A 24,933-nucleotide genomic window follows, 5' to 3' on the forward strand; every position below is an offset into this window, starting at 1 on the left:
TCAGCGTGCTCCGCCGGCCGGAAACCGCACTCCGGCCCCGCCGGCGGTGACCTCGAATCCGGCCCCGCCGGCGACCGCGGGCAGGATGGTCACCTCGTCGCCGTCGTCGATCGACGTGTCGAGTCCGCCGGAGAAACGGACGTCCTCGTCGTTGACGTAGACGTTGACGAAACGGTGCAGCTTGCCGTCGGCGACGAGACGGTCACGGATGCCGGGGTTGACCGACTCCAGATTGTCGATCACCTCGGACAATGTGGATCCGCTTGTGTCAACCCGCTTTTCACCACCGGTGTGGGTACGCAGGATTGTGGGGATGGAAACGGTGACGGCCATGGTGTTCTTCAGCTCCTGATCTCGATCTCTTCTTCGGTGACCACCCCGTCGAGAATCCGGTAACTGCGCACCTGCGCGATATCGGGCTCCCGGGTGGACACCAGGACGTAGTGGGCGTTCGGTTCACTCGCGTAGGAGATGTCGGTGCGGCTGGGATATGCCTCGGTCGCGGTGTGTGAGTGGTAGATGACCACCGGTTCCTCGTCATTGCGGTCCATCTCACGCCACACCTTGAGCTGTTCGAGCGAATCGAATCGGTAGAACGTGGGCGAGCGCTCCGCGTTGACCATGGGGATGAACCGCTGCGGGTCGTCGGAACCCTCGGGGCCGGCGATGACGCCGCACGCCTCGTCGGGGTGATCGGCGCGCGCATGCGCGATCATCTGATCCACCAGGTCCCGACCGATCCTCAACACCGACTCGTCCTCCGCCGCGATCCTCCGGGCCCGCCCCGGCGGGCAGGCAATGTCCGCCGGACATCAACGACGCCGGCGACCGGGCTATTCCGTGGCGACCACAATCTCAACGGCGCCCCAACCCCAGCCGTGAGTCGATCACCCGTTCCGATCACCTCGCCGACCCGTCCTCCGAACGCATGTCATCCATCCGATCCACATAGGGGGTTGACCTGCAGGGGCCCGTTGTAGCGTGTGCCTACCTCGATCTGCGGTGCCGGATTCTCACATCGACCACCGGCCTCGGGGACCACAGAAAAGGAGTGCCATTTCATGCAACGTGCCCAGCGTGTTGCCACTGCAGCCGTCGCGGCGGGTATCGCCGCCGCCCTCGCCCTGACCGGCTGTTCGTCGGGTTCCGAGAGTGGTTCGTCGGGTTCGACGACGGCCACCTCGACGATCACCGATCCGGCGGCGCTGGTCAGTGCCGCCGCCGACTCGACCGCCGCCCTGACCGGCGCCCACCTGAACCTGGCGGTGACCGGGACCATCCCCAATCTGACCGCCAAGGCGGTCGAGGCCGATGTCACCACCAAGCCGCAGATGGCGGCCAAGGGCACCGCGACCGTGCTGCTCGGTACCACCGAGGTGAAGGCCCCGTTCGTCTACGTCGACAAGCATCTCTACGCGGATATCGGTGGTCAGGGATTCGTGGACTACGGCGATGGCCGGTCCATCTACGACGTGTCGGTGGTACTGGATCCGGACAAGGGTCTGGCGAATCTTCTCCGGCAGATCCAGAACCCGACCAAGACCGGTGCGGCCGACGTCGACGGGGTGCAGGCCACTCAGGTCACCGGCACCGTCGCGGCGATGACCCTGGCACCGCTGACGGGGGTCAACGTCACCGCGAATCAGGATGCGCAGGTCCCGATCACTGTGTGGATCACCGCTGACAATCAGCTGGCCCGGGTGGCCATCACACCCGTCCCCAACTCGTCGATGACGATCACCCTCTCGAAGTGGAATGACACCGTCGAGGTGAGCAAGCCGTCACAGATCGTGACACCGAGCGCCTCGACGCCGCCGAACCCGGCCGACGCCTCCCGCGTGCCGGCCTGACACCCCACCCACCCACGAAAGGCAGAAAGCCATGACCATTCGCAAGCGCTTCGTCGCCGCTGCGGCCGCAGTGGGCGCGGTGGGTGCGGCCGTCGTCGCCCCGGCCGCGCTGGAGACCGCACCGGCCCACGCGTACGGCAACTACTACGGCGCCATCGCGCTGAACACCTCCGACGGCACCGTCGGCCGCGCCTGGGATTACGACTCCTACGCCGAGGCCGACGCCGCTGCGCTCGGCGCGTGCGGGTACGGCTGCAAGGTCGTCGTCGACTTCGTCAACGGCTGCGGTGCGGTCGCGTCATCGCCGAGTTACTGGGGCTACGGACGCGGCTCGAGCCTCTACACCGCCCAGTCCAACGCGCTCTATGCCGCGGGCGGCGGGGAGATCTACACCTGGGTGTGCACCAGCGGACACGACTGACACTCCCCGACCCATCCAGCACCACGTGGTGCCGTCAGCGCAATGCCGACGGCACCACGTCTGCGTAGGCGGGAATGCCGGCCACCGGCCGCGCGGCGATCACCGCCTGCCAGACCGCGTCGCGCGTCACCTCCGCCGCCACCTGGGCGACCTGGGTGAGCACGGCGGCCTCCGGGTTCATCCCCGGTGGGATGAGCGGCGACGGTTCCACCGGGCGGGCCCCGGTGGACACCGCGAAGATGGTGTCGCCGTCCAGCGGTGAATGCACCGGGACGATCGCGCGGGCCAGGCCGTCGTGTGCGGCCACCGCCATCCGTCGCAGCGACGCCGGGCTCAGTGCCGCATCGGTGGCCACCACACCGATCGTCGTGTTGAGAACCGTTGCCTTGGAAGCGATGTCGGCCACCGCAGCGATATCCTCCGAAGTCGGTTGACGCAGCCCGAACCGCTCGAGGTCGGCGATCGGGGCACCCCACGGCAACCCCGTCGCCGGATCGATCACCGTCCCGACCGGATTGGCCACGATCAGCGCACCGACCGTGACGCCGGCCGCCGGTCCCGCTTCGATGAGCCGGCTCGCGGTACCCACACCGCCCTTCAGGCCGCCGGCGCGGGCGCCGGTTCCGGCTCCGACACTGCCGATCGCGAAGTCCTGCGCCGCCGCGCGTGTCGCGGCCGCGCCGAACCCCGCGTCGGGACGACGATCCCAGCCGCCCACCGGGAGATCGAAGATCACCGCCGCCGGCACGATCGGCACGACGTGGCCGTGGATGTCCATCGGCAGTCCGACACCGGCACGTTCCAGCTCGGCCATCACGCCGTCGGCGGCCGCGAGCCCGTAGGCGCTGCCGCCGGTCAGCACGATCGCGTGGGCGACGGTCACCGTGTTGGACGGGTCGAGCAGGTCGGTCTCACGCGTCCCCGGCCCACCACCACGCACGTCCACCGCGGCCCGCGGGTCCGGACCGGCAATGCGGACGACCGTGGTCCCGGCGGCCCAGCCCGACCCGGGCTGATCGCCGGGCCGATCTCCACCGACGACGACGTCGTCGTCGAGGCGATGGTGATGGCCGACGGTGATCCCGGCGACGTCGGTGAGGCGATCTCCCCGACGGCTCACCGGCGCGTCGCCGGGGCCACCGGCATGGGCCGCGGCGCTCACATCAACGACTCCACCAGGAGTTCCTGCATCACCGTGAGCCAGTGGTAGACGTCGAGGTGTGCGGCGTGCGGATGGCCCTCGGGCAACTGATCCGGGGTGTCCTCGGAGATCCCCAGCATGGCGCCGAGCGCGAGTCGCACGTCGTTGAGTGCGGTCAGCCAGTCCAGCGCCTGCGCCTCGGTCAGTGCGATGTCGCCACCGCCGGGCGGGAGCGAATCGAGCAGGGTCTTGGCCGCGGCCGTCTTCGCGTCGATGATCTTCGGTTCGTTGATGCTGCGCAGCGCCGCGTTCAGATCGCCGTTGACCATGTCGGCGGCCAGTTCGCGTTCCTGATCGGGCCGATGGAAGTCCGGCAGCAACCGCCCCAGGGTCACATCCCCCGGCGGCGCGGAATGCCCGGTCCGGATTCCGGTGAGCTCCGCGAGATCGTCGATCGGTGCGCTCGACTCCCGCTCATGCAGGAGGTCGATCATCGACGAGACCATCGAGGTAAGCAGCTCGACCTCGTTGCGGTCGAGGTTGGAACGGATCCGCATACGCGAACCACGACCCTGACGTTTCCAGGTGCGCACGTGTGATCCCGGCCCGCTCAGCAGTCGCGCTGCATCGTGGCCCACAGGCCGGCCGCGTGCAGCTTCCGGACGTCGGACTCGACCTTGTCGCGATCCCCGCTGGACACCACGGCCTTGCCCTCGGTGTGCACCTGCATCATCAGTTGATTGGCCCGGGATTCGGAGTAGCCGAAGATCTTCTGGAACACGAAGGTCACATAGCGCATCAGGTTGACCGGATCGTCCCAGACGATCGTCATCCAGGGCCGGTCGAGATCAGCGACGTTCTCGGCGGCGGTCGGTTCCGCGACCGTCGCACCACCCGGAGTAGCCTCGTGCGCACGCAATACGTCAGGCGCCATACCTCCAAGGGTAAGGGATCACCACCGTGGACAACACCGCCCTGCTGACCGATCACTACGAGGTCACCATGGTCTCGGCTGCGCTGCGCCAGCCGATCGCCCATCGACAATGTGTCTTCGAGGTGTTCGCCAGGCGTCTGCCCGATGGCCGCCGGTTCGGTGTCGTCGCCGGCACCGGTCGCGTCCTCGACGAACTAGCCCGCTTCCGGTTCGGCGACGACGAGATCGCGGTCATCGAGAAGTTCTGCGACGCCGACACCGTCGCCTGGCTGCGCGACTACCGGTTCTCCGGCGACATCGACGGCTACCGCGAAGGCGAGCTGTACTTCCCGGGCTCGCCGATCCTCACCGTGCGCGCGAGCTTCGTCGAGGGAGTGCTCCTCGAGACCCTGATCCTGTCGATCCTCAACCACGACAGTGCGATCGCCTCCGCCGCGGCGCGCATGGTGAGCGCGGCAGGCAGCCGGCCGATCATCGAGATGGGATCCCGGCGCACCCATGAACGAGCCGCGGTGTCCTCGGCCCGCGCCGCCTACATCGCCGGCCTGTCGGCGACGTCGAATCTCGAGGCGGCACGGACCTACGGTGTGCCCAGCGCCGGCACCGCGGCGCACGCCTTCACGCTCGGGTTCTCCGGCCCCGACGGACCCGACGAGAAGGCCGCGTTCGCCGCGCAGATCGAGGCGCTCGGCGTCGGCACCACCCTGTTGGTGGACACCTACGACATCACCCAGGGCGTCGCCAATGCGATCGCCGTCGCAGGGCCCGAACTCGGCGCGGTCCGCATCGATTCCGGCGACCTCGGTGTCCTGGCCCGCCAGGTGCGCGAGCAACTGGACTCGCTCGGCGCGACGAAGACCAAGATCGTCGTGTCCGGTGACCTCGACGAGTACGCCATCGCGTCGCTGCGGGCCGAGCCCGTCGACATCTACGGCGTCGGCACGTCGCTGGTCACCGGTTCCGGCGCGCCGACGGCCGGCATGGTCTACAAGCTCGTCGAGGTCGACGGGATCCCGGTGGCCAAACGGTCCAGCCACAAGGAATCGCAGGGCGGTGCCAAGACGGCGATCCGCACCGCCCGACCCAGCGGGACGATCGTCGAAGAGGTCGTCTACCGCACCGGGACCCCCGCTCCCACGGCCACCGGGCTGATATCACGGGATCTGCAGATCCCCTTGGTCCGCGACGGCAAACCCGTCGACGAGCTGCCGACGCTGACCGATTCCCGCGACCATCTCGCGCGGGGTCTGGTGAGTCTGCCCTGGGAGGGTCTCGGGTTGTCCCACGGCGATCCGGCCGTCCCGACCCGTTTCGTTCTCCCCACGCCGCCCGGGTGAGCCACACTCGCGTGTGAGCCCCGTCCGCCCCGCCGTCCGACCTCCAGCCCCGAGGAGAGCCATGTCCAGCCCGACCTCCGACACCGCCGCCGACGCCCTCATCATCGTCGACGTCCAGAACGATTTCTGCGAGGGTGGCGCACTGGGCGTGGCCGGTGGCAACGCCGTCGCCCAGGCGATCAACACCATTCTCGGCGAGTACTCGACGGTGGTGGCCACCCGCGACCACCACATCGATCCGGGCTCGCACTTCTCCGAGAAACCCGACTTCGTCGACTCGTGGCCACCGCATTGCCGCGTCGGCACCGACGGCGTCGCCTTCTCCCCCGGCCTGGACACCTCGACGGTCGCCGACGTGTTCTCCAAGGGTGAGTACTCGGCCGCCTATTCCGGATTCGAGGGCGCCGACGACGACGGCGTGACACTGGAACACTGGTTGCGCGACAAGGGCGTTCACTCCGTCGATGTGGTCGGGATCGCGACCGACCACTGTGTCCGGGCGACCGCCCTCGACGCCGCTAAGGCCGGTTTCGCCACCCGGGTGCTGCTGAACTTCACCGCCGCGGTGGCCGCCGACACGGCGACCTCCGCGCTCGCCGAGATGCGGGCAGCGGGCGTCGAGGTGTCCGGCGACCTGCTCTACGGTGGCGCCGGATCCTGATCTTTCATCCACAGCCTGCCGTCATCGACGCCCACCGCCGCGAAACACCTGACAGACTCACTCATGCCTGAACTCCCCTCGGTGACCGATCTTCTCGACGCCGCCGTCACCGCCGTCTCCGGTGCCCGACGCGACGGGCAGGTGCGGATGGCCACCGCCGTCGATCACGCCATCGACGTCGGTGAACACCTGGCGGTGCAGGCCGGCACCGGCACCGGCAAATCCCTGGCGTATCTGGTCCCGGCGATCCGTCATGCCGTCGCCAGCGGGCACACCGTCATCGTCTCGACCGCCACGATCGCGCTGCAACGCCAACTCGTCGAACGCGACCTGCCGCGACTGGCCGACGCGCTTGCCGGTCCGCTCGGCCGGCGGCCCACCTTCGCGATCCTCAAGGGCCGCGCCAACTATCTGTGCCTGCACAAGATCCACGCGGGCACCGTCGAGGAGCCGGACACCGAACTGTTCGACGCGTTCGAACTGTCGCGGACCGGCCGCGAGGTGACCCGGCTGCGGGAGTGGACCTCCGACACCGAGACCGGTGACCGTGACGACCTGACCCCCGGGGTCTCCGACCGCTCATGGCGGCAGGTGAGTGTGTCGGCTCGCGAATGTCTGGGGGCCGCGAACTGCTCGTATGCCGAGGACTGCTTCGCCGAACGCGCACGGCGCGCGAGTGGCCAGGTCGACGTCGTGGTGACCAATCACGCGATGCTCGCCATCAATGCGATGAGCCCGGCCAACATCCTGCCCGAACACGACGTCGTCATCGTGGACGAGGCGCACGAGCTCGTCGACCGGATCACCGCCGTCAGCACCGCCGAGGTGTCGGCGGCGGCGGTCGCCAACCTGTCGCGCCGCGTCGGCAAGCTCATCGACGAGGAGACCACCGACGCGCTGCTCGGCGCCGGCGACCAGATCGGTGCGCTGCTCGAGGAGTGTCCGCCGGGTGAGTGGACGCGACTGCCGGTGTCGGCGGGCACCATGCTGACCGCGTTGCGGGACCGCTTGTGGGCGGCCCGCTCGGCGATCGGGCCGGTGCGCGGCACCGGGATGAGCGGTGAGGATGCCGCCGCGCGGTCGGCGGCCCTGACCGGCCTCGACGACCTGCACGACACCATCGTCCGCCTGCTGGACACCTTCGGCGAACCCGATGTGGCCAAACGTCGCGACGTGGTGTGGGTCGCGGCCGAACGGGTCGGACGGGGAGCGTCGGCCACCACCCGTCCGGTGCTGCACATCGCCCCGCTGTCGGTGGGTGGGCTGTTACGCGCCACCCTGTTCAGCACCGCGACGGTGATCCTGACGTCGGCGACCCTGACCATCGGTGGCTCCTTCGACGCCCTGGCCGCCACCTGGGGATTGCCCGCGGCCGGTCGCGGCGCCGACACCCCCGCCGCCGACGACATCGACGCAGCGAAGATCGACGCGGCGACATCGACCGGCTCCGCGCGGGAGGTCACCGCGACTGGGAAGGCGGCGCCGTCGGATTCCGGGCCGGTGCGGTGGACCGGGATGGACGCCGGTTCACCGTTCGATTATCCGCGTTCGGCGATCCTCTACGTCGCCCGGCATCTGCCCAGACCCGGGCGTGACGGCCTCGCCCCGCGGACCCTGGAGGAGATGGAGCAACTCATCGCCGCCGCGGGTGGACGCACCCTCGGACTGTTCTCGTCGATGCGCGCCGCCCGCGAGGCCGCCGACGCCCTGACCGATCGCTGCTCGGTGCCGATCCTGTGTCAGGGCGACGACACCACCTCGACGCTGGTGCGTCGGTTCGCCGAGGACCCGGCGACCTGTCTGTTCGGGACGCTGTCACTGTGGCAGGGAGTCGATGTCCCGGGTCCGTCGCTGAGTCTGGTGCTCATCGACCGCATCCCCTTCCCGCGGCCCGACGACCCGTTGTCGACCGCGCGGCAACGCGCCGTCGACGCCCGCGGCGGTAACGGCTTTCTGTCGGTCGCCGCCAATCATGCGGCGCTACTCCTGGCCCAGGGCGCCGGGCGGCTGCTGCGGTCGGTGGACGACCGGGGTGTGGTCGCGGTGCTCGACTCGCGCCTGGCCACCGCGGGCTACGGCGGATACCTGGCCGCATCCCTGCCGCCGTTCTGGCGGACCACCGATCCGGCGGTGGTGCGTTCGGCACTCGGCAGGCTGACCGCGGTGCCCGTACGCTGATCTCCGGACGCGCGGCCCGCAACCACGTCACAATGAGTTCAGGCGCGGTCACCGGTGGGCGCGCCCAGCACGGTGTTCAACAGCAACGACGCATCCGGCCGGAGTCGCGGCCTGCGTGAGAAGGGAGCCGCGAGTGATCGGCCGGATGGGCATCGACGACATCCAACCACTCGTATCGGCAGGTGCGAATCCAGGCAAAGCCGTTGTGGGCGAAATGGTTCCGGTGAGCGCCACGGCGTGGCGCGAAGGGCACGACGCCCTCGGCGCGACCCTGCGGATCGAGGGACCGAGGCGACGCATCTTCGAGGTCCGGATGACGCCGTCGATCGAACCGGATCAGTTCAACGCGGCGTTCGTCCCCGATCTCGAGGGCTTCTGGACGTTCCGTATCGAGGCATGGAGCGACCCCTTCACCACCTGGAAGTCCGGCATCGTCAAGAAGATCGAGGCCGGGCAGGGCACCGTCGATCTCGCCAACGATTTGGAGATCGGGGCCAGGATTCTCGACGTCGCACACGATCAGCTCCCACCACCGGATCGCGCTCACCTCGAAGAGGCGATCTGGATGCTGCGCTCGGACGAACCGCAGATCGCCGGCCGGGTCCGGCCGGCGCTGTCGGACAAGGTCGCGACACTCCTGCACCGGCATCCGGTGCGCGAAATGGTCACCAAGAGTCGCAACCACCGCGTCTGGGTTGATCGTCGACGCGCCCTGTTCGGGTCGTGGTACGAGATGTTCCCGCGGTCGACGGGCGGCTGGGACAACGAGGGCCACCCGGTCCACGGCACGTTTCTGACCGCCGCACAGGATCTGCCGCGCATCGCGGACATGGGTTTCGACGTCGTCTATCTGCCGCCGATCCACCCGATCGGCCGGGTGAATCGCAAGGGCCCCAACAACACTCTGATCGCCGGTCCCGAGGACGTCGGTTCGCCGTGGGCGATCGGCTCCGCCGACGGCGGCCACGATGCGATCCACCCGCAACTCGGCTCCGCCGACGACTTCACCTACTTCATCGGCCGCGCCCACGAACTGGGCATGGAGATCGCACTCGACCTGGCGTTGCAGTGTGCGCCCGATCATCCGTGGGCGATCGAGCATCCCGACTGGTTCACCGTCCTCCCGGACGGGACGATCGCCTATGCGGAGAATCCGCCGAAGAAGTATCAGGACATCTATCCGCTCAACTTCGACAATGATCGCGCCGGGATCTACGGTGCCATCCTGCGGGTGACGCTGCACTGGATTTCCTTGGGAGTCAAGATCTTCCGTGTCGACAATCCGCACACCAAACCGCCGAACTTCTGGGAATGGCTGATCATCGAGGTGAAGAAACGCCACCCCGAGGTGCTCTTCCTGGCCGAGGCGTTCACCCGACCGGCCCGCCTCTACGGTTTGGGCCGTCTCGGCTTCACGCAGTCCTACACGTACTTCACCTGGAAGACCGCCAAGTGGGAACTCGAGGAATTCGGCCGCGAGCAGGCCGCACGTGCCGACGAGGCACGTCCCAACCTGTTCGTGAACACTCCCGACATCCTGCACGAGAGCCTGCAGCACGGTGGTCCCGGCATGTTCGCGTTGCGTGCGGCGCTCGCGGCGACGATGGCACCCACCTGGGGTGTCTATTCCGGGTACGAACTCTATGAGCACCAGGCGGTCCGCGAGGGCAGCGAGGAATACCTCGACTCGGAGAAGTATCAACTGCGCCCCCGCGACTTCAAGGCGGCGGCGTCGCGCGGTGAGTCGCTGGAACCGTGGATCACCTCACTCAACGCGATCCGCCGTCGGCATCCCGCCCTCCAGCAGTTGCGCAACATCACCTTCCACAACGTCGACAACCCGGCGTTGATCGCCTATTCGAAGATCGATGCCGTCTCGGGTGATCGCGTTCTGGTGGTGGTCAACCTCAATCCATTCGGCACCGAGTCGTCCACCCTGTGGCTGGACATGCCCGCCCTCGGCTTCGACTGGCAGGACCACTTCCGCGTCCGCGACGAGGTCACCGGCGACGAGTACACCTGGGGGCAGGCCAACTTCGTCCAACTCGTCCCGTCACGGGCGGTCGCCCATATCCTCGCCTTGCCTCCGCTCGATCATGCTGCCGCAGAACAACTCTCCTACCGGATTCGATGAGGACACCGTGACCAACACCCCGGAAAACCCGGACACCCCCACCACCGAACCGGCGACGGGTACGAACGCCTCCCCCGCCTGCGGCCTGCCCGACCCATTCGCCTCCGATCACGATCTGAACCGACTCGACACGCTGACGCACCCCGATCCGCATGCGTTCCTCGGCGCCCACGACACCGGCACCGGATTCACCATCTTGCGCACGTTGCGGCCGAACGCCGAGTCGGTGACCGCGCTCATCGGTGGTGCCGAGTACCCGATGACGGCACAGACCGATGACCTGTTCGTGGTGGCGGTGCCGATCGAGGGCCTCATCGACTACCGGTATCGCATCGACTATCCCGACGGCGCCGGCGGCACGAACCAGTTCGTCGTCGCCGACGGATACCGTTTCCTGCCCAGCATCGGTGAGACCGACACCTATCTGTTCGGTGAGGGCCGGCACGAGCAACTCTGGACGATCCTCGGGGCCCGGCACGTGTCGTACACGACGCCCGACGGCGAGGTGACCGGAACCGCGTTCACCGTCTGGGCGCCCAACGCGCACGGCGTCGCCGTCATCGGCGACTTCGACTGGACCGGACGCACCGCGCCGATGAGATCGCTGGGCAGCAGCGGCATCTGGGAGGTCTTCCTGCCCGACGTCGGTGAGGGCACCCAGTACAAGTTCCGGATTCACGGCGCCGACGGGGTGATCCGGGAGAAGGCCGATCCGATGGCGCAGCGCACCAACGTACCGCCCGCGACCGCCTCGGTGGTGACCCGGTCGCACTACACGTGGACCGACGACGAGTGGATCGCCCGGCGCGCGGCGTCGTCACCGAACAGCGAACCGATGAGCGTGTACGAGGTGCATCTCGCCTCCTGGCGAGAGGGTCTGAGTTACCGCGAACTCGCCGACCAACTCGGTGACTATCTGATCGAGAAGGGCTTCACCCACGTCGAGTTCCTGCCGGTTGCCGAGCATCCCTTCGGCGGTTCGTGGGGATATCAGGTCACCTCGTACTATGCGCCGACCGCCCGATTCGGTACGCCCGACGATTTCCGCTACCTGGTGGATCATCTGCACTCGCTGGGGATCGGGGTCATCGTCGACTGGGTGCCGGCCCATTTCCCCAAGGACGAGTGGGCCCTCGCGCGGTTCGACGGCACCGCCCTCTACGAGAACGCCGACCCCATGCGGGGTGAGCAACTCGACTGGGGCACCTTGATTTTCGACTTCGGACGATACGAGGTCCGCAACTTTCTGGTGGCCAACGCCCTGTTCTGGTTCGCCGAGTTCCACATCGACGGGCTGCGGGTGGATGCGGTCGCATCGATGCTGTACCTCGACTATTCGCGCCCCGCGGGTGGCTGGCGCCCCAACATCTACGGTGGACGCGAGAACCTCGAGGCGGTGCAGTTCCTCCAGGAGACCAATGCGACCGTGGCCAAACACTTCCCGGGTGTGGTCACCATCGCCGAGGAATCCACGGCGTGGCCGGGAGTGACCCGGATGACCGATCTTGGCGGCCTGGGGTTCAGCCTGAAATGGAACATGGGGTGGATGCACGACACCCTGGGATATCTGGGACGCGATCAGGTGCACCGCAGTTTCCATCACCACGAGATCACCTTCTCGATGATGTATGCGTGGAGCGAGAATTTCGTGCTGCCGCTGTCGCACGACGAAGTGGTCCACGGCAAGGGCACACTGTGGAGCCGGATGCCGGGCGATTCGTTCACCAAGGCCGCCGGTGTGCGCGTCTTCCTGGCCTATCAGTGGTCGCATCCCGGTAAGCAATTGCTGTTCATGGGACAGGAGTTCGGCCAGACCGGCGAGTGGTCGGAGGACCGCAGCCTGGATTGGCAGCAGATGACCGGATGGGAGGGCGAGTTGCATTCGGGTATCTCGGCCCTGGTCACCGATCTCAACCGGATCTACAAGGCGACCCCGGCCCTCTACAGCAAGGACACCGAACCGTCGGGATATGAGTGGATCGACGCGAACGACACCGCCAACAACGTCATCAGCTTTCTCCGATACGGCTCGGACGGGTCGGTGGTGGCCTGTCTGTTCAACTTCTCCGGCTCCGACCGCAGCAATTACCGGGTGGGCCTGCCGGTGGCCGGCGAGTGGGTCGAGGTGCTCAACACCGATTCGGCGGCGTACGAGGGTTCGGGCCAGGGCAACCTCGGTTCGGTCGTCACCGATGACACCCCGTGGCATGGCCGAGAGGTGTCGGCGCGGGTCATGTTGCCCGCCAACTCGGCGATCTGGTTGGCGCCGGCGGCCGCCGACTGACCCGGGCGCATCGCGATGAGGTAGCTCATACCCGACGCCCACCGCGCTTGGATCGTGTCAGAACTCTTTGTGGCACAACATATTTCGTGACACTGTCGGCGCCGCTCCGGGTGAACTGCCACCGACATGCGCGCGAACGGCCGATGGCCGTTAGGGTGGTCTGGTCCCGCATCCACCTCGGTTGCGGGACGGATACCGTTGGGGAATCTCGTGGCACGTTCGCCGGGTGACAAATCGACGACGGCACGCAAGTGGACGGGACCGCCGATCACCGTGGTGACCGGCGCCGTGGTGGCCGCCTCCATCATCGGGGTCAACGTCGCGACGCCGGACACCGGCACCGACACGGCTGCCCCGAGACATCGACGGCCACATCCACCCTGGCCACCTGGACCACTGTGGATTCCGTCACACGTTACGCGACGAGCGGATCTGTGATCAGGGGCAGGCCGATCAGTACAGCGCGCTGGCCAGTTTGCGACGGGCAGCGACCACGAAGGGCTCCGCCGGATCGAAGAGCTCGAACAACTCCAGCAGGCGCGTCCGCGCGCGGGTACGGTCGTCGCCGGCCGTCCTCCGGACGACGTCGATGATGCGACCGAAGGCCGCCTCGGGCTGCTGCGCGAGCAGCAGCACGTCGGCGGCCGCGAGCTGCGCGTCGACGTCGCCGGGTGCGGCGTTGTCGACGATCGATGGGTCGTGTGCCTGCGCCCGGAGCACGAACTCGAGATTGCGTGCCGCCGAGGCGGCTTCGATGTTGTGCGGCTCGGCCGCCGCGATGGCGCGGTAATCGGCCAGCGCACCGTCGAAGTCGCCGGCGTTGAGCTTGTCCTCGGCGGCCTCCATCCGGGGATCGGTCGCCTCGGCCTCCGCACCCGCCGCCGGCGCCCCGGTCAGCGTGTCGCCGACCTGGGTGAGGATGTCGTCGAGCCAGGCAGCGATCTCCTGCTCGCTGCGCACCCCGTTGAACGCCGACACCGGTTGCCCGGCCGCGATGGCCACCACCATCGGAATCGACTGTGCCCGAAAGGCTTGCGCGATCCGCGGATTGGCGTCCACATCCACCTTGGCCAGCACCCAGCGACCGCCCGACGATGCGGCCATCCGTTCCAGTACCGGGGAGAGCTGCTTACACGGCTGACACCACTCGGCCCACAGGTCGACGACCACCAGCTGCCGGGTCGAGCGTTCGAGGACCTCGGTCTCGAACGTCTCCTCGGTGATGTCGACGACGGCGGCGCCACCGTGCGGTGCGGCGGGCTGTCCACCCTCGGCGGGCCGGGTGGGCCGTTGCGCCGCGGCACGTTGGGCCTCGGCTCGTTCCTTGAGGGCCGACAGGTCGACGGCGCCGGCCATGGCGACGGTGGCGGCGGCCTGCTGTGCTGCGGCTGCCTGCGCTCGGGAAGAAGGTCTGCTCACCTCTCCAGTGTGTCATGTCGGCGTCGACTCTCAACCGGCTGCGGGGCCGACACCACGCCCGCGGCCCACGCCGCGAACGCGAGCGCGAGAAGTACCGGCATCAGTCCCACGCGCAGGGAGGTGACGCCACCGATCGCCCCCACCACGGCGGGCCCCGCGAGCATGCCGAGGTATCCGCAGCCGACCACCGTCGAGATCGCCCGACCGCCGGCCCGGGTCGTCAGGTTTCCGGCGGCGGTGAAGATCTGTGGGATCAGCCCGGCCAGCCCGATACCGAACACCGCCCACCCGAGGATCGCGATGATCGCCGAGGGCGCGCCCTCCCCACTCGGCATCAACGCGATCAGCATGCCGATCGCGCCGATCACCGCTCCCCATCGGACCACCGCCACCGGGCCCACCCGGGCCGCGATCGGGTCGATGACGAAACGCGCCACCATCATCGCCGCGCTGAATCCCGCGAACGCGACCGCCCCGGTCGCCTCGCGCGTCCCGAAGGTCTCCACGACGTGCAGGGCACTCCAGTCATAGGCGGTGCCCTCAGCGAGCATCGCGGCGAACGCCACGGCGGCCAGGAAGATCAGCCGCCGCAGGTCGAGTTCGCGCCACCATTGCCGTGGGGTGTCCTCGTGCGCCGAGTCGGGGGACGACCCCACCATCCCGACGTCGCGTCCCACCAGGCCCGTCGCGACGAGGGCGACGACACCCACTCCGAGCGCACCGAGCACCGCGACCGTGACGACCACCGGCCAACTCATCCACAGACCCACCGCGACGACACCGGATCCGAGAAGACCGCCGACGGAAAAGAACCCGTGGAAGGCCGACATGATCGGCCTGCCATAGGCACGTTCGACCTGTACGGCCTGGGCATTCATCGACACATCGAGCGAACCGTTGGTGAATCCGAACACCGCCAGCGCCACGGCCAACCATCCGGGCGTGGTGGCGAGAACCGGTCCAAGCATCGCGCCGCACAGCACGATCGCGGCGACGAGGGTGGTCGGCCGCGATCCGATCCGGTCGATGAGGCGGCCGCACACCTGCATACCCACGAACGCGGTCGCACCGACCAGCAGCAGCATCGCGCCCAGCTGTCCGTGCGAGGTCCCGGTGTGCTCGGTGATCACCGGGATGTGCGCGACCCATAGGGCGGCGAGGAAGCCGTTGAGGCCGAAGATCGTGGCGACCGCCGCGCGCGCCCGCGTCAGACGGTGCATTCCTCAATCGTCCAGGTGTGCCCGGACCCGCGCGACCTTGCCCGCGAGCTCGCCCTCGGTGTGACCGGCCCGGATATCGGCCTTGAGGATCAGTCCGACGCGGGGCGCGAGTGCCGCGACGGCATCGGTGGCCTGCTTGACCACCGCCATCACCTCGTCCCAGTCACCTTCGAGGTAGGTGAACATCGCGGTCGTCTGATGGGGCAACCCCGACGCGCGCACCACCCGGACGGCTTCGGCGACGGCCGCACTCATCCCGCCGTCGGCGTCGACGGCGTCACCTCCGGACGGCGAGATGCTGAACGCGACGATCACTGGCGGATTCCTCTCAGGCCGCGAGTTCGGCGGCGGGATTCTGCTCCACGGACAGTTCGGCGAGGTGGCCGTTGCGGGCGGCCCACCACTCGAACACCAGGGTGCCGAACGGCGGGATGCTCGACGCCAGGGCCAGGGCGGTGACCTTGAGGCTCCACTTCAGCGAGAGCGCGGTCACCAGGGAGATCGCCACGAACACGATGAAGACGATGCCGTGCGTCATCCCCGGCACCGAGACCGCCTCGGTGTGCCCGAGCACCCACTTGAAGAACATCGCGACGAGCAGCGCCGCCCAGGTGATCGCCTCCAGGATCGCGACGAAGCGGAAGCGTTTGGCGGGTGTGGACAGGTCGAAGATACGCGTCATGGAATCCATTGTGCCGAAGACCGGAGAGGTCTACGACATCTCGTAGTAGGGGTGTGCGATGGGCCGTGACCGGCGCCACGGCCCATCGCCGGACGTCATGGTGTGCCGGTCAGGCCTTGGGCACCCGGATGATCAGCGCGTCACCCTGCCCGCCCGCACCGCACAATGCCGCAGCGCCGACGCCACCACCACGGCGCTGGAGTTCCAACGCCAGATGCAGGGCGATGCGGGCGCCGGAGGTTCCGATCGGGTGGCCGACGGCGATGGCACCACCGTTGACATTGACGATCGCGGGATCGACGCCCAGCGCCTTGGTCGAGGCCAGTCCGACGGCCGCGAAGGCCTCGTTGATCTCGATGAGGTCGAGCTCGGCAGGGGTGATACCGGCCCGGTCGCACGCCTTGGTGATGGCGTTGGCGGGTTGCAGCTGCAGCGACGAGTCGGGGCCGGCGACCACACCATGGGGGCCGATCTCGGCCAGCCACTCGACGCCGAGCTCGGCGGCCTTGGCTTTGCTCATCACGATCACCGCGGCTGCACCGTCGGAGATCTGCGAGGAGTTGCCCGCGGTGATGGTGCCGTCCTTGCGGAATGCGGGCCGTAGACCGCCGAGCGATTCGGCGGTGGTGTTGGCGCGAATCCCCTCGTCCTCGGCGAACTCGATCGGGTCACCCTTGCGCTGCGGGATCGAGACGGGAACCACCTCGTCGCCGAAGAGCCCGTCCTTCCACGCCGCGGCCGCCCGCTGATGACTGACGGCAGCGAACTCGTCCTGCTCGGCGCGGGTGAACCCGTTCGTGTCGTTGCCCTGCTCGGTCAGCGCACCCATCGGCTGATCGGTGAACGCGTCAAAGAGTCCGTCGTAAGCCAGGTGGTCGACGAGTTCGGTGTTGCCGTACTTGAAGCCGCTGCGGCTGCCGGGCAACAGGTGCGGGGCCTGGGTCATCGACTCCTGACCACCGGCCACCACGACGTCGAACTCACCCGCCCGGATGAGCTGATCGGCCAGCGCGATCGAATCGATACCCGACAGGCACATCTTGTTGATGGTCAGCGCCGGCACGTCCCAGCCGATGCCGGCCTTGACCGAGGTCTGACGCGCGGGCATCTGCCCGGCGCCGGCGGTGAGGACCTGCCCCATGATGACGTAGTCGACCGCCGAGGCCGGAACCTTCGCGCGCTCGAGCGCCGCCTTGATGGCGATCGCGCCGAGGTCGACCGCACTGAAATCCTTCAGCGAGCCGAGCATCCGACCGAACGGGGTGCGCGCACCGGCAACGATGACCGAGGCGTGATCTGACGTCGTGGACATGGAGGACCTCCCACACAGGATGACCGCGGCACCTACCGAGCGGTCGGTGAAGTAGTTTTGCACCCCTAACGCTACCGTTAGGCCATGAGCGCATCAGCAGCTGACCCCACCCCCGGATCGCCGACCGCGGTGATCGCCGACCTCGTCGTCGCCATCGATCACGTCGGCATCGCCGTCGCCGATCTCGACGACGCCAAGCAGTGGTACGCCGATCACCTCGGATTCGTCACCCTGCACGAGGAGACCAACGACGAGCAGGGCGTGCGGGAGGCGATGATCGGTCCGGCCGGAACCGAGGGCGCGGTGATCCAGCTACTGGCCCCGCTGACGCCGGAATCGACGATCGCGAAGTTCCTCGACCGCAACGGACCCGGCCTGCAGCAGCTCGCCGTGCGGGTCACCGACGTCGACGCCGTGATGACCCGGCTCACCGACGCCGGCGTGCGCGTCCTGTATCCCGAGGCCCGCCGCGGCACCGCCGATTCCCGGATCAACTTCGTCCATCCCAAGGATGCCGGTGGGGTGCTCCTCGAACTGGTCGAGCCCGTCGCGTCGTCGTCGCACTGAGTCGTCGTCGCACTGAGTCGTCGTCGCAACTGAGTCGTCGTCGCAACTGAGTCGTCGTCGCAACTGAGTCGTCGTCGCACTGACACGCCACCGGGCACCTCACGACAGGTGACCGGACACCGACCGGAGCCCGCAGATCCGGCAGCACATTCGTCGGGTCGGTCCGGTCGGTGGCCTCCGTTAGACTGAGCCGCATGGCAGCTCCCGCCCCCAGGCAGCAATTACCCTTTGCGGTCGTGATGCGCGGCTACGACCGTGAGCAGGTCGCAGATCGATTGCGGCGCATCGACGCCGACATGCGGGTCCTGGCCGCCGACCGCGATGCGGCCACTGCCAACGCACGCGAGCTGGCCGCCCACCTGGCCGACGCGCGCGACGAGATCGAGATGCTCCGGCGCGAGGTCGACAAACTCTCGGTCCCCCCGACGACTGTCCAGGGGATGAGCGAACGACTGTCGCGGATGCTGCAGCTGGCCTCCGACGAGGCCTCCGAGATGCGCGCCGACGCCGGCGCCGAAGCCGCCGAGACGGTCTCGGTGGCCCGGCAGGAGGCCGCCGAAACCCAGCAGAACGCCGCCACCGAGGCCGACCGCATCCTCGCCGACGCGCGGGCCAAGGCGGCCAAGATCGTCGGCGACGCCGACACGTACTCCGCCGACACCCGCAACAAGGCCGACAAGGTCCTCGCGACCGCGACGGCCGACGCCGAACAGGCCGCCCGGGACCGAGCCGAGAGGGCCGCGGCGATGGAATCCGAACACGAATCCACCATGTCCGCCGCACGCGACGAGGCTCAACGGATCGTCGCCAAGGCGCAGGCCGAGTCCGAGGAACTCACCCTGCGCACCGGCCAGACGCTGCAGCGCGAGCGGGAAAGCCACGACGCCGACCTCGCCGACCAACGCGCGCGCGCCGATCAACTGGCCGCCGACATCGAGACCACCGCCCGCGACATCGCCGCCGAACGCGTGGCCCGCTCACGCGACCTGGGTACCCGGACCACCGCGGCACGTGACGAGATCCTCGGCGAACTCGCCCGGATCGCCGACCGGCTGGCCGAATTGCCCGGCCAGTTGTCCACCGAGGTCGACGCCGAGCTGACCACCGCGTCGGCCGATAGCGACGTCGAGTTACTCAACCGCCGGCTCTCGGACGCCGCGCAGGTGCACGTCGGAAAGCACGCGTCCTGAACTCGGACGGTCCCCCGGCTCAGAACAACCGGAACTCGGTACTCTCGGCGCCCCGCAACTCGTCGTAATCCAAGACGACGCAACGGATTCCACGATCCTGCGCGAGGGTCCTGGCCTGTGGCTTGATCTGTTGCGCGGCGAACACCCCACTCACCGGGGCCAGGGTCGCATCCCGGTTGAGCAGTTCGAGATAGCGGGTCAGCTGCTCGACGCCGTCGATCTCGCCGCGTCGTTTGATCTCCACCGCGACCGTTGACCCGTCGGCGTCGCGGCACAGGATGTCGACCGGACCGATCGCGGTCATGTACTCACGGCGGATCAAGGTGTAGCCCGGCCCGAGGGTGTCCACATGCTCGGCGAGCAACTCCTGCAGATGCGCCTCCACCCCGTCCTTCACCAGGCCCGGGTCGACGCCGAGTTCATGCGACGAATCGTGGTCGATCGACGCGAGGGTGATCCGCAGTTCCTCGCCCGCCTTATTGGCGACGACCCAGTACGCCTCGACGTGATCGTGGGCGTCGGCGACCTCGTCGGGAACCTGCGCCTCGGTGAGCCAACACGGCGGACTCATCCAGTTCAGCGGCTTGTAGGCGCGATCGTCGGCGTGCACGCTCACCGATCCGTCGGACTTGATCAGCAACAACCGCCGGGCCATCGGCAGGTGAGCCGTCAACCGGCCGACATAATCCACTTGGCATTCCGCGATCACCAGACGCACACCCGGCAGCTTAAGGCATGCCGGTCGGCACGTCGGTCAGCGACGTGCGGTTGTCGGGCGACGTCAGACCTCGTCGCCGCGGTAGCGCTCGATCTGGAACTCCTCGGCGTCGCGTACGGCGGCAACCATCGTCGAATGCACATGCGGCAGGGTCGGATCGAGGCCCCGAAGTTGTTCCGGCGCATTGAGATCGGGAACGATGGAGTCGTCGCGGTGGGCGGCGACGCTGGCCCGGACCACGCCGTCGGGATCGACGAGCATCGCTCGTTGCCCGCGGGTCTGGGTGGTGTGGCGAATGCTGAGCAGCATGGTGCGCGCCACCGGGTCGATCACCCCCACCCGGGAGATCTCGATGATGACGACGTCGAAATCGTCGATGTCGTTCTCGATCCGGCGCAGCGCCCGCTCGGCACCGGCGAACGTCAGGTCGCCCTGCAACTCATAGATCCGCACCCGCTCCCGGCAGGTGCGCAGGAAACTGCGATCGATCTCGGGCCACTCCGTTCCGACCTCGAACTCGGCGGCCGTGGACACCGAGCGGATCGACACCCGGCTCTCGCGCGTCACGTTGAACATGTGCAGGCCCAGGTCACGGGACAGGTGACGGCAGGTGTCCACGCCACGCACGCTGTTGCCGTGCTCGTCGAGTCGCGGCGAGTACACCCCGATGCCGAGTTGCCCGGGCAGCACGGCCAGGATGCCGCCGCCGACGCCACTCTTCGCCGGCAACCCCACCGAGGTGACCCAGTCACCGGCGCCGTCATACATCCCACAGGTGGTCATCACGCTCAGCAGGCGCTGGGCGACCTCGTTGCTGATGACGCGGCGTCCGGTGCGCGGATTGTCCCCGCCACCGGCGATGGTGGCCCCGATGACCGCCAGATCGTCGGCGGTCACCCGGATCGAGCACTGCCGGAAATACAGGTCGAGTGCGGCGTCGGGATCGGTGTCGACCATCCCGAAGCTGTCGAGCATGTAGACGATCGCGCGATTGCGCGAGCCGGTCGCCGATTCCGAGGCATAGACCTGCTCGTCCATGGCCAGCCGCCGCCCGGCACATGCCGAGTAGAACTCGAGAATCTCGCCGAACACCGTGTCAACCGCGTTCGCCGGTAGATCCCGCACCGGCGGGAGCAACAACGACGCCGCCAGGATGGCACCGGCGTTGATCATCGGGTTCCGCGGTCGCCGCCGCGCATCCACACTGATCTCGTTGAACGCCTCCCCCGAGGGCTCCACACCGATCTTCGCGTCGACGACCGCCATGTCGAGTCGCGACAACGCCATCGCATAGGTCAGCGGTTTGGAGACCGACTGGATGGTGAATTCCACGCCGGCATCGCCAAGGGAATATGTGTTGCCGTCGTGCATACACATCGACAGCGCGTACCCGTCCGGGTCGACGGCGGCGAGTTCGGGGATGTAGTCGGCGACCGCACCGGAACGATCGGGTGCGCAGTCGGCCATGATGTGGCGCAGATAGCCATCGACGTGTGAGATCGGCACGCCAAGAAATCTATGGCATCACCGTCTCGATGCCACCACCTCACCCGAGGTGAACGTCGACCCCGTCGCTGAACCGGTAGGGGTTGGCGGCCAGCAGTCCGCCGAATCGCCTTCGCAGGCGCGAGATCTCGGCGCGCACCGTGATGGTCCGATCGTCCACCCCGAACAGACTCGTCGACAGCGCCGCGGCACTCAACCCGCCGGGGTGTGCGGCCAGGACGCGCAGGATCTGGTCGTGCCGCGGCGACGGCCGATGCGTCCAGCTGCCCGCGGCCCCGGAGACCCGGATGAGGGTGCCCGCGTCGTCGGAGTCGATGGACACGCGGGTCCGCCGCGACGGCCGGGTGGCGTCGGCGAGGCGGATCAGCCATCCACCGGGCAGCGGCTCGACGTCGCACTCACCGAGGTCGGTGAGGTGCGCCCGCCCGGGGTGCAACTGCCGCGGGATGGTCAGCCGGGAGCGCGGCGCCACCGACTCGACGGCCGCCACCCAGCCATCGGTGTCGACGGCGATGGCCGGTCCCGCCGTCCGCGCCAGGATGGGTGCGGCCACCGAACGCAGTTGGTCGAGGACCCGGCGATGGTGATCACGCAGCTGCGATTCGGCCAGCCGCGCCACCGTGTCAACCAATGCCAGCGTCGTCGGGTGGATCGTCGCGGCCGGTCCACTGACGTCGACGACACCCAGGACCGACCCGGTCCGTGGATTACGGATCGGGGCTCCCGCGCAGGTCCAGGTGTGATGCGTGCGCACGAAATGTTCGGCCGAGAACACCTGCACCGCCCGGCCGGACTGCAAGGCGGTGCCGATGGCGTTGGTGCCGACGGCGTCCTCGGCCCAGCACGCCCCCTCGACGAATCCGAGCCGGTCGGCGCGATGCAGGACGCGGTTGGCGCCGCTGCGCCACAGCACGTGGCCGTGAGCGTCGGCGACCACCAGGATGTTGTCGCCGTCGGCGATCACCGCGTCGAGTCCGCGGGTGAGTTCGTCGAGCACAGCGTGCAGACCCGATTCGCTGCGACGGGCCGCGACCTCGGCGGTACCGATGCGATTGCGCAGCGAGCCGTGGTCGGGGTCGACGCCGGCGTCGAGCACCCGATCCCAGGAGTCGCTGATCACCTGACGCGGCCGGGCCGGCGGCTTGTCGCCGGCCATCGCCGCGTCGTAGACGGCGTGCAGGACGGCGGCGAACTGCCGCGGATCGTCGCCGGCGGCGACCGCGGGTTCGAGTCCGGCTGGTGTTGAGGTGGCCACGACCACGATTGTGCTCCCCGTCACATCCCGCTGGCAAAGGGCCACCGGCGTTGCAGGGGGTTGCAGCGACCTGCCACCCGTCCCGCAACGGGCTGCAACCCTTGCCCGCGCCCACCGTCGGGGCGTGTGCTGTGGATCACATGAGCACCGAGATTCCCTTCCACTCACACGAAAGGCGCATCACACGATGACCCAGACACTCGAACCAGATCTGGCGCAAGGCACCGACGAGTCACCGCAGGCGCGCGCGCAGGCCTGGCTCGCACGCTTCGAGACCGCACTCGCCGCGCGCGACATCGCAGCGGCGACCGCACTGTTCGCCACCGACAGCTTCTGGCGTGACCTCGTCTCGTTCACCTGGAACCTCAAGACCGTCGAGGGCCGTGAACAGATCGCCGACATGCTCTCCGAGCGCCTCGACGACACCGATCCGAGCGGCTTGCGCACCAGCGAACCGGCCACCGACGACGACGGCGTCGTGTCGGCCTTCATCGAGTTCGAGACGGCCACCGGTCGTGGCGTCGGACATCTGCGACTGCGTCGCGACGACGACAGCGGCGAGGACCAGGCCTGGACCCTGCTCACCACGCTGCAGGAACTCAAGGGATACGAAGAGCGCTCCGGCGCCACCCGTGTCATGGGAGCGGTGCACGGTTCGGACCCCGACACGCGGTCGTGGGCCGAGCGCAAGGCCGACGAGGACGCCTCGCTCGGACGCAGTACCCAGCCGTACGTCCTCGTCGTCGGCGGCGGACAGGGCGGCATCGCCCTCGGTGCGCGGCTGCGCCAACTGGGCGTTCCGTCGATCGTCATCGACCGCCACGATCGGCCCGGCGATCAATGGCGCGGACGCTACAAGTCACTGTGTCTGCACGACCCGGTGTGGTACGACCATCTGCCCTATCTCCCCTTCCCGGAGAACTGGCCGGTGTTCGCACCCAAGGACAAGATCGGTGACTGGCTCGAGTTCTACACGCGCGTCATGGAGGTGCCCTACTGGAGCAAGACGACCTGCGAGTCGGCGACCTACGACGAGAAGAGCGGGAAGTGGACCGTCGAGATCGATCGCGACGGTGAGCATCTGACCCTGCACCCCGATCAGTTGGTGCTGGCCACCGGGATGTCCGGCAAGGCCAACGTGCCCACCTTCGCCGGCCAGGACGTCTTCGCCGGAGAGCAGCATCACTCCAGCCGACATCCGGGACCCGACGGCTTCATCGGCAAGAAGGTCGTGGTGATCGGCGCCAACAACTCCGCCCACGACATCTGTAAAGCACTGGTGGACAACGGAATCGACACGACCATGGTGCAGCGTTCGTCGACCCACATCGTCAAGTCGGATTCGCTGATGGAGATCGGCCTCGGCGCGCTCTACAGCGAGCAGGCCGTCGCCGGCGGGATGACGACGAAGAAGGCCGATCTGACCTTCGCGTCACTGCCGTACCGCATCATGCACGAGTTCCAGATCCCGCTCTACGATCAGATCCGCGAACGCGACAAGGACTTCTACGCGCGCCTCGAGGCCGCCGGATTCGACCTCGACTTCGGCGACGACGATTCCGGGCTGTTCATGAAGTACCTGCGACGCGGCTCGGGTTACTACATCGACGTCGGCGCCTGCGACCTCGTCGCCGACGGCACCATCAAGCTCGCCCACGGCGACGTCGATCACCTCACCGAGAACAGCGTCGTCCTCGCCGACGGCACCGAGTTGCCCGCCGACGTCGTCGTCTACGCCACCGGATACGGATCGATGAACGGCTGGGCGGCGGATCTGATGGGCCAGGAGATCGCCGACCGCGTCGGCAAGGTGTGGGGTCTGGGATCGGACACCACCAAGGATCCCGGCCCGTGGGAGGGCGAGCAGCGCAACATGTGGAAGCCGACCCAGCAGCCCGGTCTCTGGTTCCACGGCGGCAACCTGCACCAGTCGCGGCACTATTCGCTCTACCTCGCCCTGCAGCTCAAGGCGCGGTTCGAGGGCATCGACACACCCGTGTACGGCCTGCAGGAGGTGCATCACCTCAGCTGAGTGCCGGGCCGAGGCGGCGGCGCCGGGATCGTGTATCGGTTCCACCGCCCCCCCCGGCTCGGGGGGGTCGGTGACCCCCCACCGCCCCGCGA

23 protein-coding genes are annotated in these 24,933 nt (G+C 68.2%); 10 read left to right on the plus strand and 13 right to left on the minus strand.

Features of this window, described 5'->3' with window-relative positions; genetic code table 11:
• Together ACWETB_RS05455 and ACWETB_RS05460 are read right to left on the minus strand one after the other, a co-directional pair.
• Positions 1-333, minus strand: a complete 333-nt coding sequence (locus ACWETB_RS05455) for a MoaD/ThiS family protein (protein WP_452209806.1) — start codon at positions 331-333, stop codon at positions 1-3.
• 8 nt (positions 334-341) lie between these two features.
• A complete protein-coding gene (locus ACWETB_RS05460; RefSeq protein WP_452209808.1) occupies positions 342-749 on the minus strand; it encodes a Mov34/MPN/PAD-1 family protein in 408 nt (135 codons plus the stop codon).
• Between the two features lie 312 nt (positions 750-1,061).
• On the opposite strand from ACWETB_RS05460, the gene ACWETB_RS05465 reads away from it, so the two are divergent.
• Together ACWETB_RS05465 and ACWETB_RS05470 are read left to right on the plus strand one after the other, a co-directional pair.
• The gene (locus ACWETB_RS05465; protein ID WP_452209810.1) at positions 1,062-1,850 is read left to right on the plus strand and encodes an LppX_LprAFG lipoprotein; all 789 of its coding nucleotides are present in this window, start codon (positions 1,062-1,064) and stop codon (positions 1,848-1,850) included.
• Between the two features lie 31 nt (positions 1,851-1,881).
• Positions 1,882-2,271 (plus strand): DUF4189 domain-containing protein, encoded by a 390-nt coding sequence (locus tag ACWETB_RS05470; protein WP_452209812.1) that lies wholly within the window; start codon positions 1,882-1,884, stop codon positions 2,269-2,271.
• A 34-nt stretch (positions 2,272-2,305) separates the two neighbouring features.
• Here the strand turns inward: ACWETB_RS05470 and ACWETB_RS05475 are convergent, their stop codons facing one another.
• The 3 genes from ACWETB_RS05475 to clpS are packed head-to-tail and all read right to left on the minus strand — an operon-like array spanning position 2,306 to position 4,346.
• A complete protein-coding gene (locus tag ACWETB_RS05475; RefSeq protein ID WP_452209814.1) occupies positions 2,306-3,433 on the minus strand; it encodes a P1 family peptidase in 1,128 nt (375 codons plus the stop codon).
• Positions 3,430-4,005, minus strand: coding sequence for an oxidative stress transcriptional regulator AosR (gene aosR, locus ACWETB_RS05480; RefSeq protein ID WP_452209816.1), 576 nt, complete (start codon positions 4,003-4,005; stop codon positions 3,430-3,432). Before aosR ends, ACWETB_RS05475 begins: the two co-directional genes overlap by 4 nt.
• A 17-nt stretch (positions 4,006-4,022) precedes the next feature.
• A complete protein-coding gene (gene clpS / locus ACWETB_RS05485; RefSeq protein ID WP_452209818.1) occupies positions 4,023-4,346 on the minus strand; it encodes an ATP-dependent Clp protease adapter ClpS in 324 nt (107 codons plus the stop codon).
• Between the two features lie 68 nt (positions 4,347-4,414).
• Between clpS and ACWETB_RS05490 the strand changes: the two genes are divergently transcribed.
• The 5 genes from ACWETB_RS05490 to glgB all read left to right on the plus strand — a co-directional run bounded on the left by ACWETB_RS05490 (position 4,415) and on the right by glgB (position 12,940).
• A complete protein-coding gene (locus tag ACWETB_RS05490) occupies positions 4,415-5,683 on the plus strand; it encodes a nicotinate phosphoribosyltransferase (protein WP_452209862.1) in 1,269 nt (422 codons plus the stop codon).
• 61 nt (positions 5,684-5,744) lie between these two features.
• Positions 5,745-6,344 (plus strand): isochorismatase family protein, encoded by a 600-nt coding sequence (locus ACWETB_RS05495; RefSeq protein WP_449744112.1) that lies wholly within the window; start codon positions 5,745-5,747, stop codon positions 6,342-6,344.
• Positions 6,345-6,407: 63 nt separating this feature from the next.
• A complete protein-coding gene (locus ACWETB_RS05500; RefSeq protein ID WP_449744113.1) occupies positions 6,408-8,522 on the plus strand; it encodes an ATP-dependent DNA helicase in 2,115 nt (704 codons plus the stop codon).
• Between the two features lie 133 nt (positions 8,523-8,655).
• Positions 8,656-10,656, plus strand: a complete 2,001-nt coding sequence (locus tag ACWETB_RS05505) for an alpha-1,4-glucan--maltose-1-phosphate maltosyltransferase (protein WP_449744114.1) — start codon at positions 8,656-8,658, stop codon at positions 10,654-10,656.
• On the plus strand, positions 10,619-12,940 hold the full coding sequence (glgB, locus tag ACWETB_RS05510; protein WP_452209821.1) for a 1,4-alpha-glucan branching protein GlgB: 2,322 nt from the start codon (positions 10,619-10,621) through the stop codon (positions 12,938-12,940). The genes ACWETB_RS05505 and glgB overlap by 38 nt, the downstream gene beginning before the upstream one ends.
• 453 nt (positions 12,941-13,393) lie before the next feature.
• Here glgB and ACWETB_RS05515 read toward each other — a convergent pair whose 3' ends face one another.
• The 5 genes from ACWETB_RS05515 to ACWETB_RS05535 form a co-directional block, all read right to left on the minus strand.
• Positions 13,394-14,296 (minus strand): tetratricopeptide repeat protein, encoded by a 903-nt coding sequence (locus ACWETB_RS05515; RefSeq protein WP_452209864.1) that lies wholly within the window; start codon positions 14,294-14,296, stop codon positions 13,394-13,396.
• Between the two features lie 59 nt (positions 14,297-14,355).
• Positions 14,356-15,579 carry an MFS transporter gene (locus ACWETB_RS05520; RefSeq protein WP_452209823.1) on the minus strand — a complete coding sequence of 408 codons (1,224 nt, stop codon included), beginning with the start codon at positions 15,577-15,579 and terminating at the stop codon, positions 14,356-14,358.
• A gap of 3 nt (positions 15,580-15,582) precedes the next feature.
• Complete coding sequence (locus tag ACWETB_RS05525) at positions 15,583-15,894, minus strand: thiamine-binding protein (protein ID WP_452209825.1); 312 nt, start codon at positions 15,892-15,894, stop codon at positions 15,583-15,585.
• 13 nt (positions 15,895-15,907) lie between these two features.
• Positions 15,908-16,270 (minus strand): DUF3817 domain-containing protein, encoded by a 363-nt coding sequence (locus ACWETB_RS05530; RefSeq protein WP_452209827.1) that lies wholly within the window; start codon positions 16,268-16,270, stop codon positions 15,908-15,910.
• 100 nt (positions 16,271-16,370) lie between these two features.
• Positions 16,371-17,573, minus strand: coding sequence for an acetyl-CoA C-acetyltransferase (locus ACWETB_RS05535; protein WP_452209829.1), 1,203 nt, complete (start codon positions 17,571-17,573; stop codon positions 16,371-16,373).
• An 84-nt stretch (positions 17,574-17,657) separates the two neighbouring features.
• Here ACWETB_RS05535 and mce point away from each other — a divergent pair, with 84 nt between their 5' ends.
• Together mce and ACWETB_RS05545 are read left to right on the plus strand one after the other, a co-directional pair.
• Positions 17,658-18,140: a methylmalonyl-CoA epimerase gene (gene mce, locus ACWETB_RS05540; protein WP_452209831.1), complete on the plus strand. Its 483-nt coding sequence runs from the start codon at positions 17,658-17,660 to the stop codon at positions 18,138-18,140.
• A gap of 194 nt (positions 18,141-18,334) precedes the next feature.
• Positions 18,335-19,330, plus strand: a complete 996-nt coding sequence (locus ACWETB_RS05545; protein WP_449744119.1) for a hypothetical protein — start codon at positions 18,335-18,337, stop codon at positions 19,328-19,330.
• Between the two features lie 19 nt (positions 19,331-19,349).
• On the opposite strand, the gene nucS is transcribed toward ACWETB_RS05545, so the two are convergent.
• From nucS to ACWETB_RS05560, 3 genes are all read right to left on the minus strand, one after another.
• On the minus strand, positions 19,350-20,048 hold the full coding sequence (gene nucS, locus ACWETB_RS05550; RefSeq protein ID WP_348808256.1) for an endonuclease NucS: 699 nt from the start codon (positions 20,046-20,048) through the stop codon (positions 19,350-19,352).
• A gap of 63 nt (positions 20,049-20,111) precedes the next feature.
• Complete coding sequence (gene glsA / locus ACWETB_RS05555) at positions 20,112-21,554, minus strand: glutaminase A (RefSeq protein ID WP_452209833.1); 1,443 nt, start codon at positions 21,552-21,554, stop codon at positions 20,112-20,114.
• Between the two features lie 40 nt (positions 21,555-21,594).
• Entirely contained in the window at positions 21,595-22,809 is a 1,215-nt protein-coding gene (locus tag ACWETB_RS05560; RefSeq protein ID WP_452209835.1) for a GAF domain-containing protein, read from the minus strand.
• Positions 22,810-22,996: 187 nt separating this feature from the next.
• On the opposite strand from ACWETB_RS05560, the gene ACWETB_RS05565 reads away from it, so the two are divergent.
• A complete protein-coding gene (locus ACWETB_RS05565) occupies positions 22,997-24,841 on the plus strand; it encodes a flavin-containing monooxygenase (protein ID WP_452209837.1) in 1,845 nt (614 codons plus the stop codon).
• Positions 24,842-24,933: the final 92 nt, after the last annotated feature.

The sequence above is a fragment of the Gordonia sp. NPDC003950 genome (genome assembly GCF_053605205.1).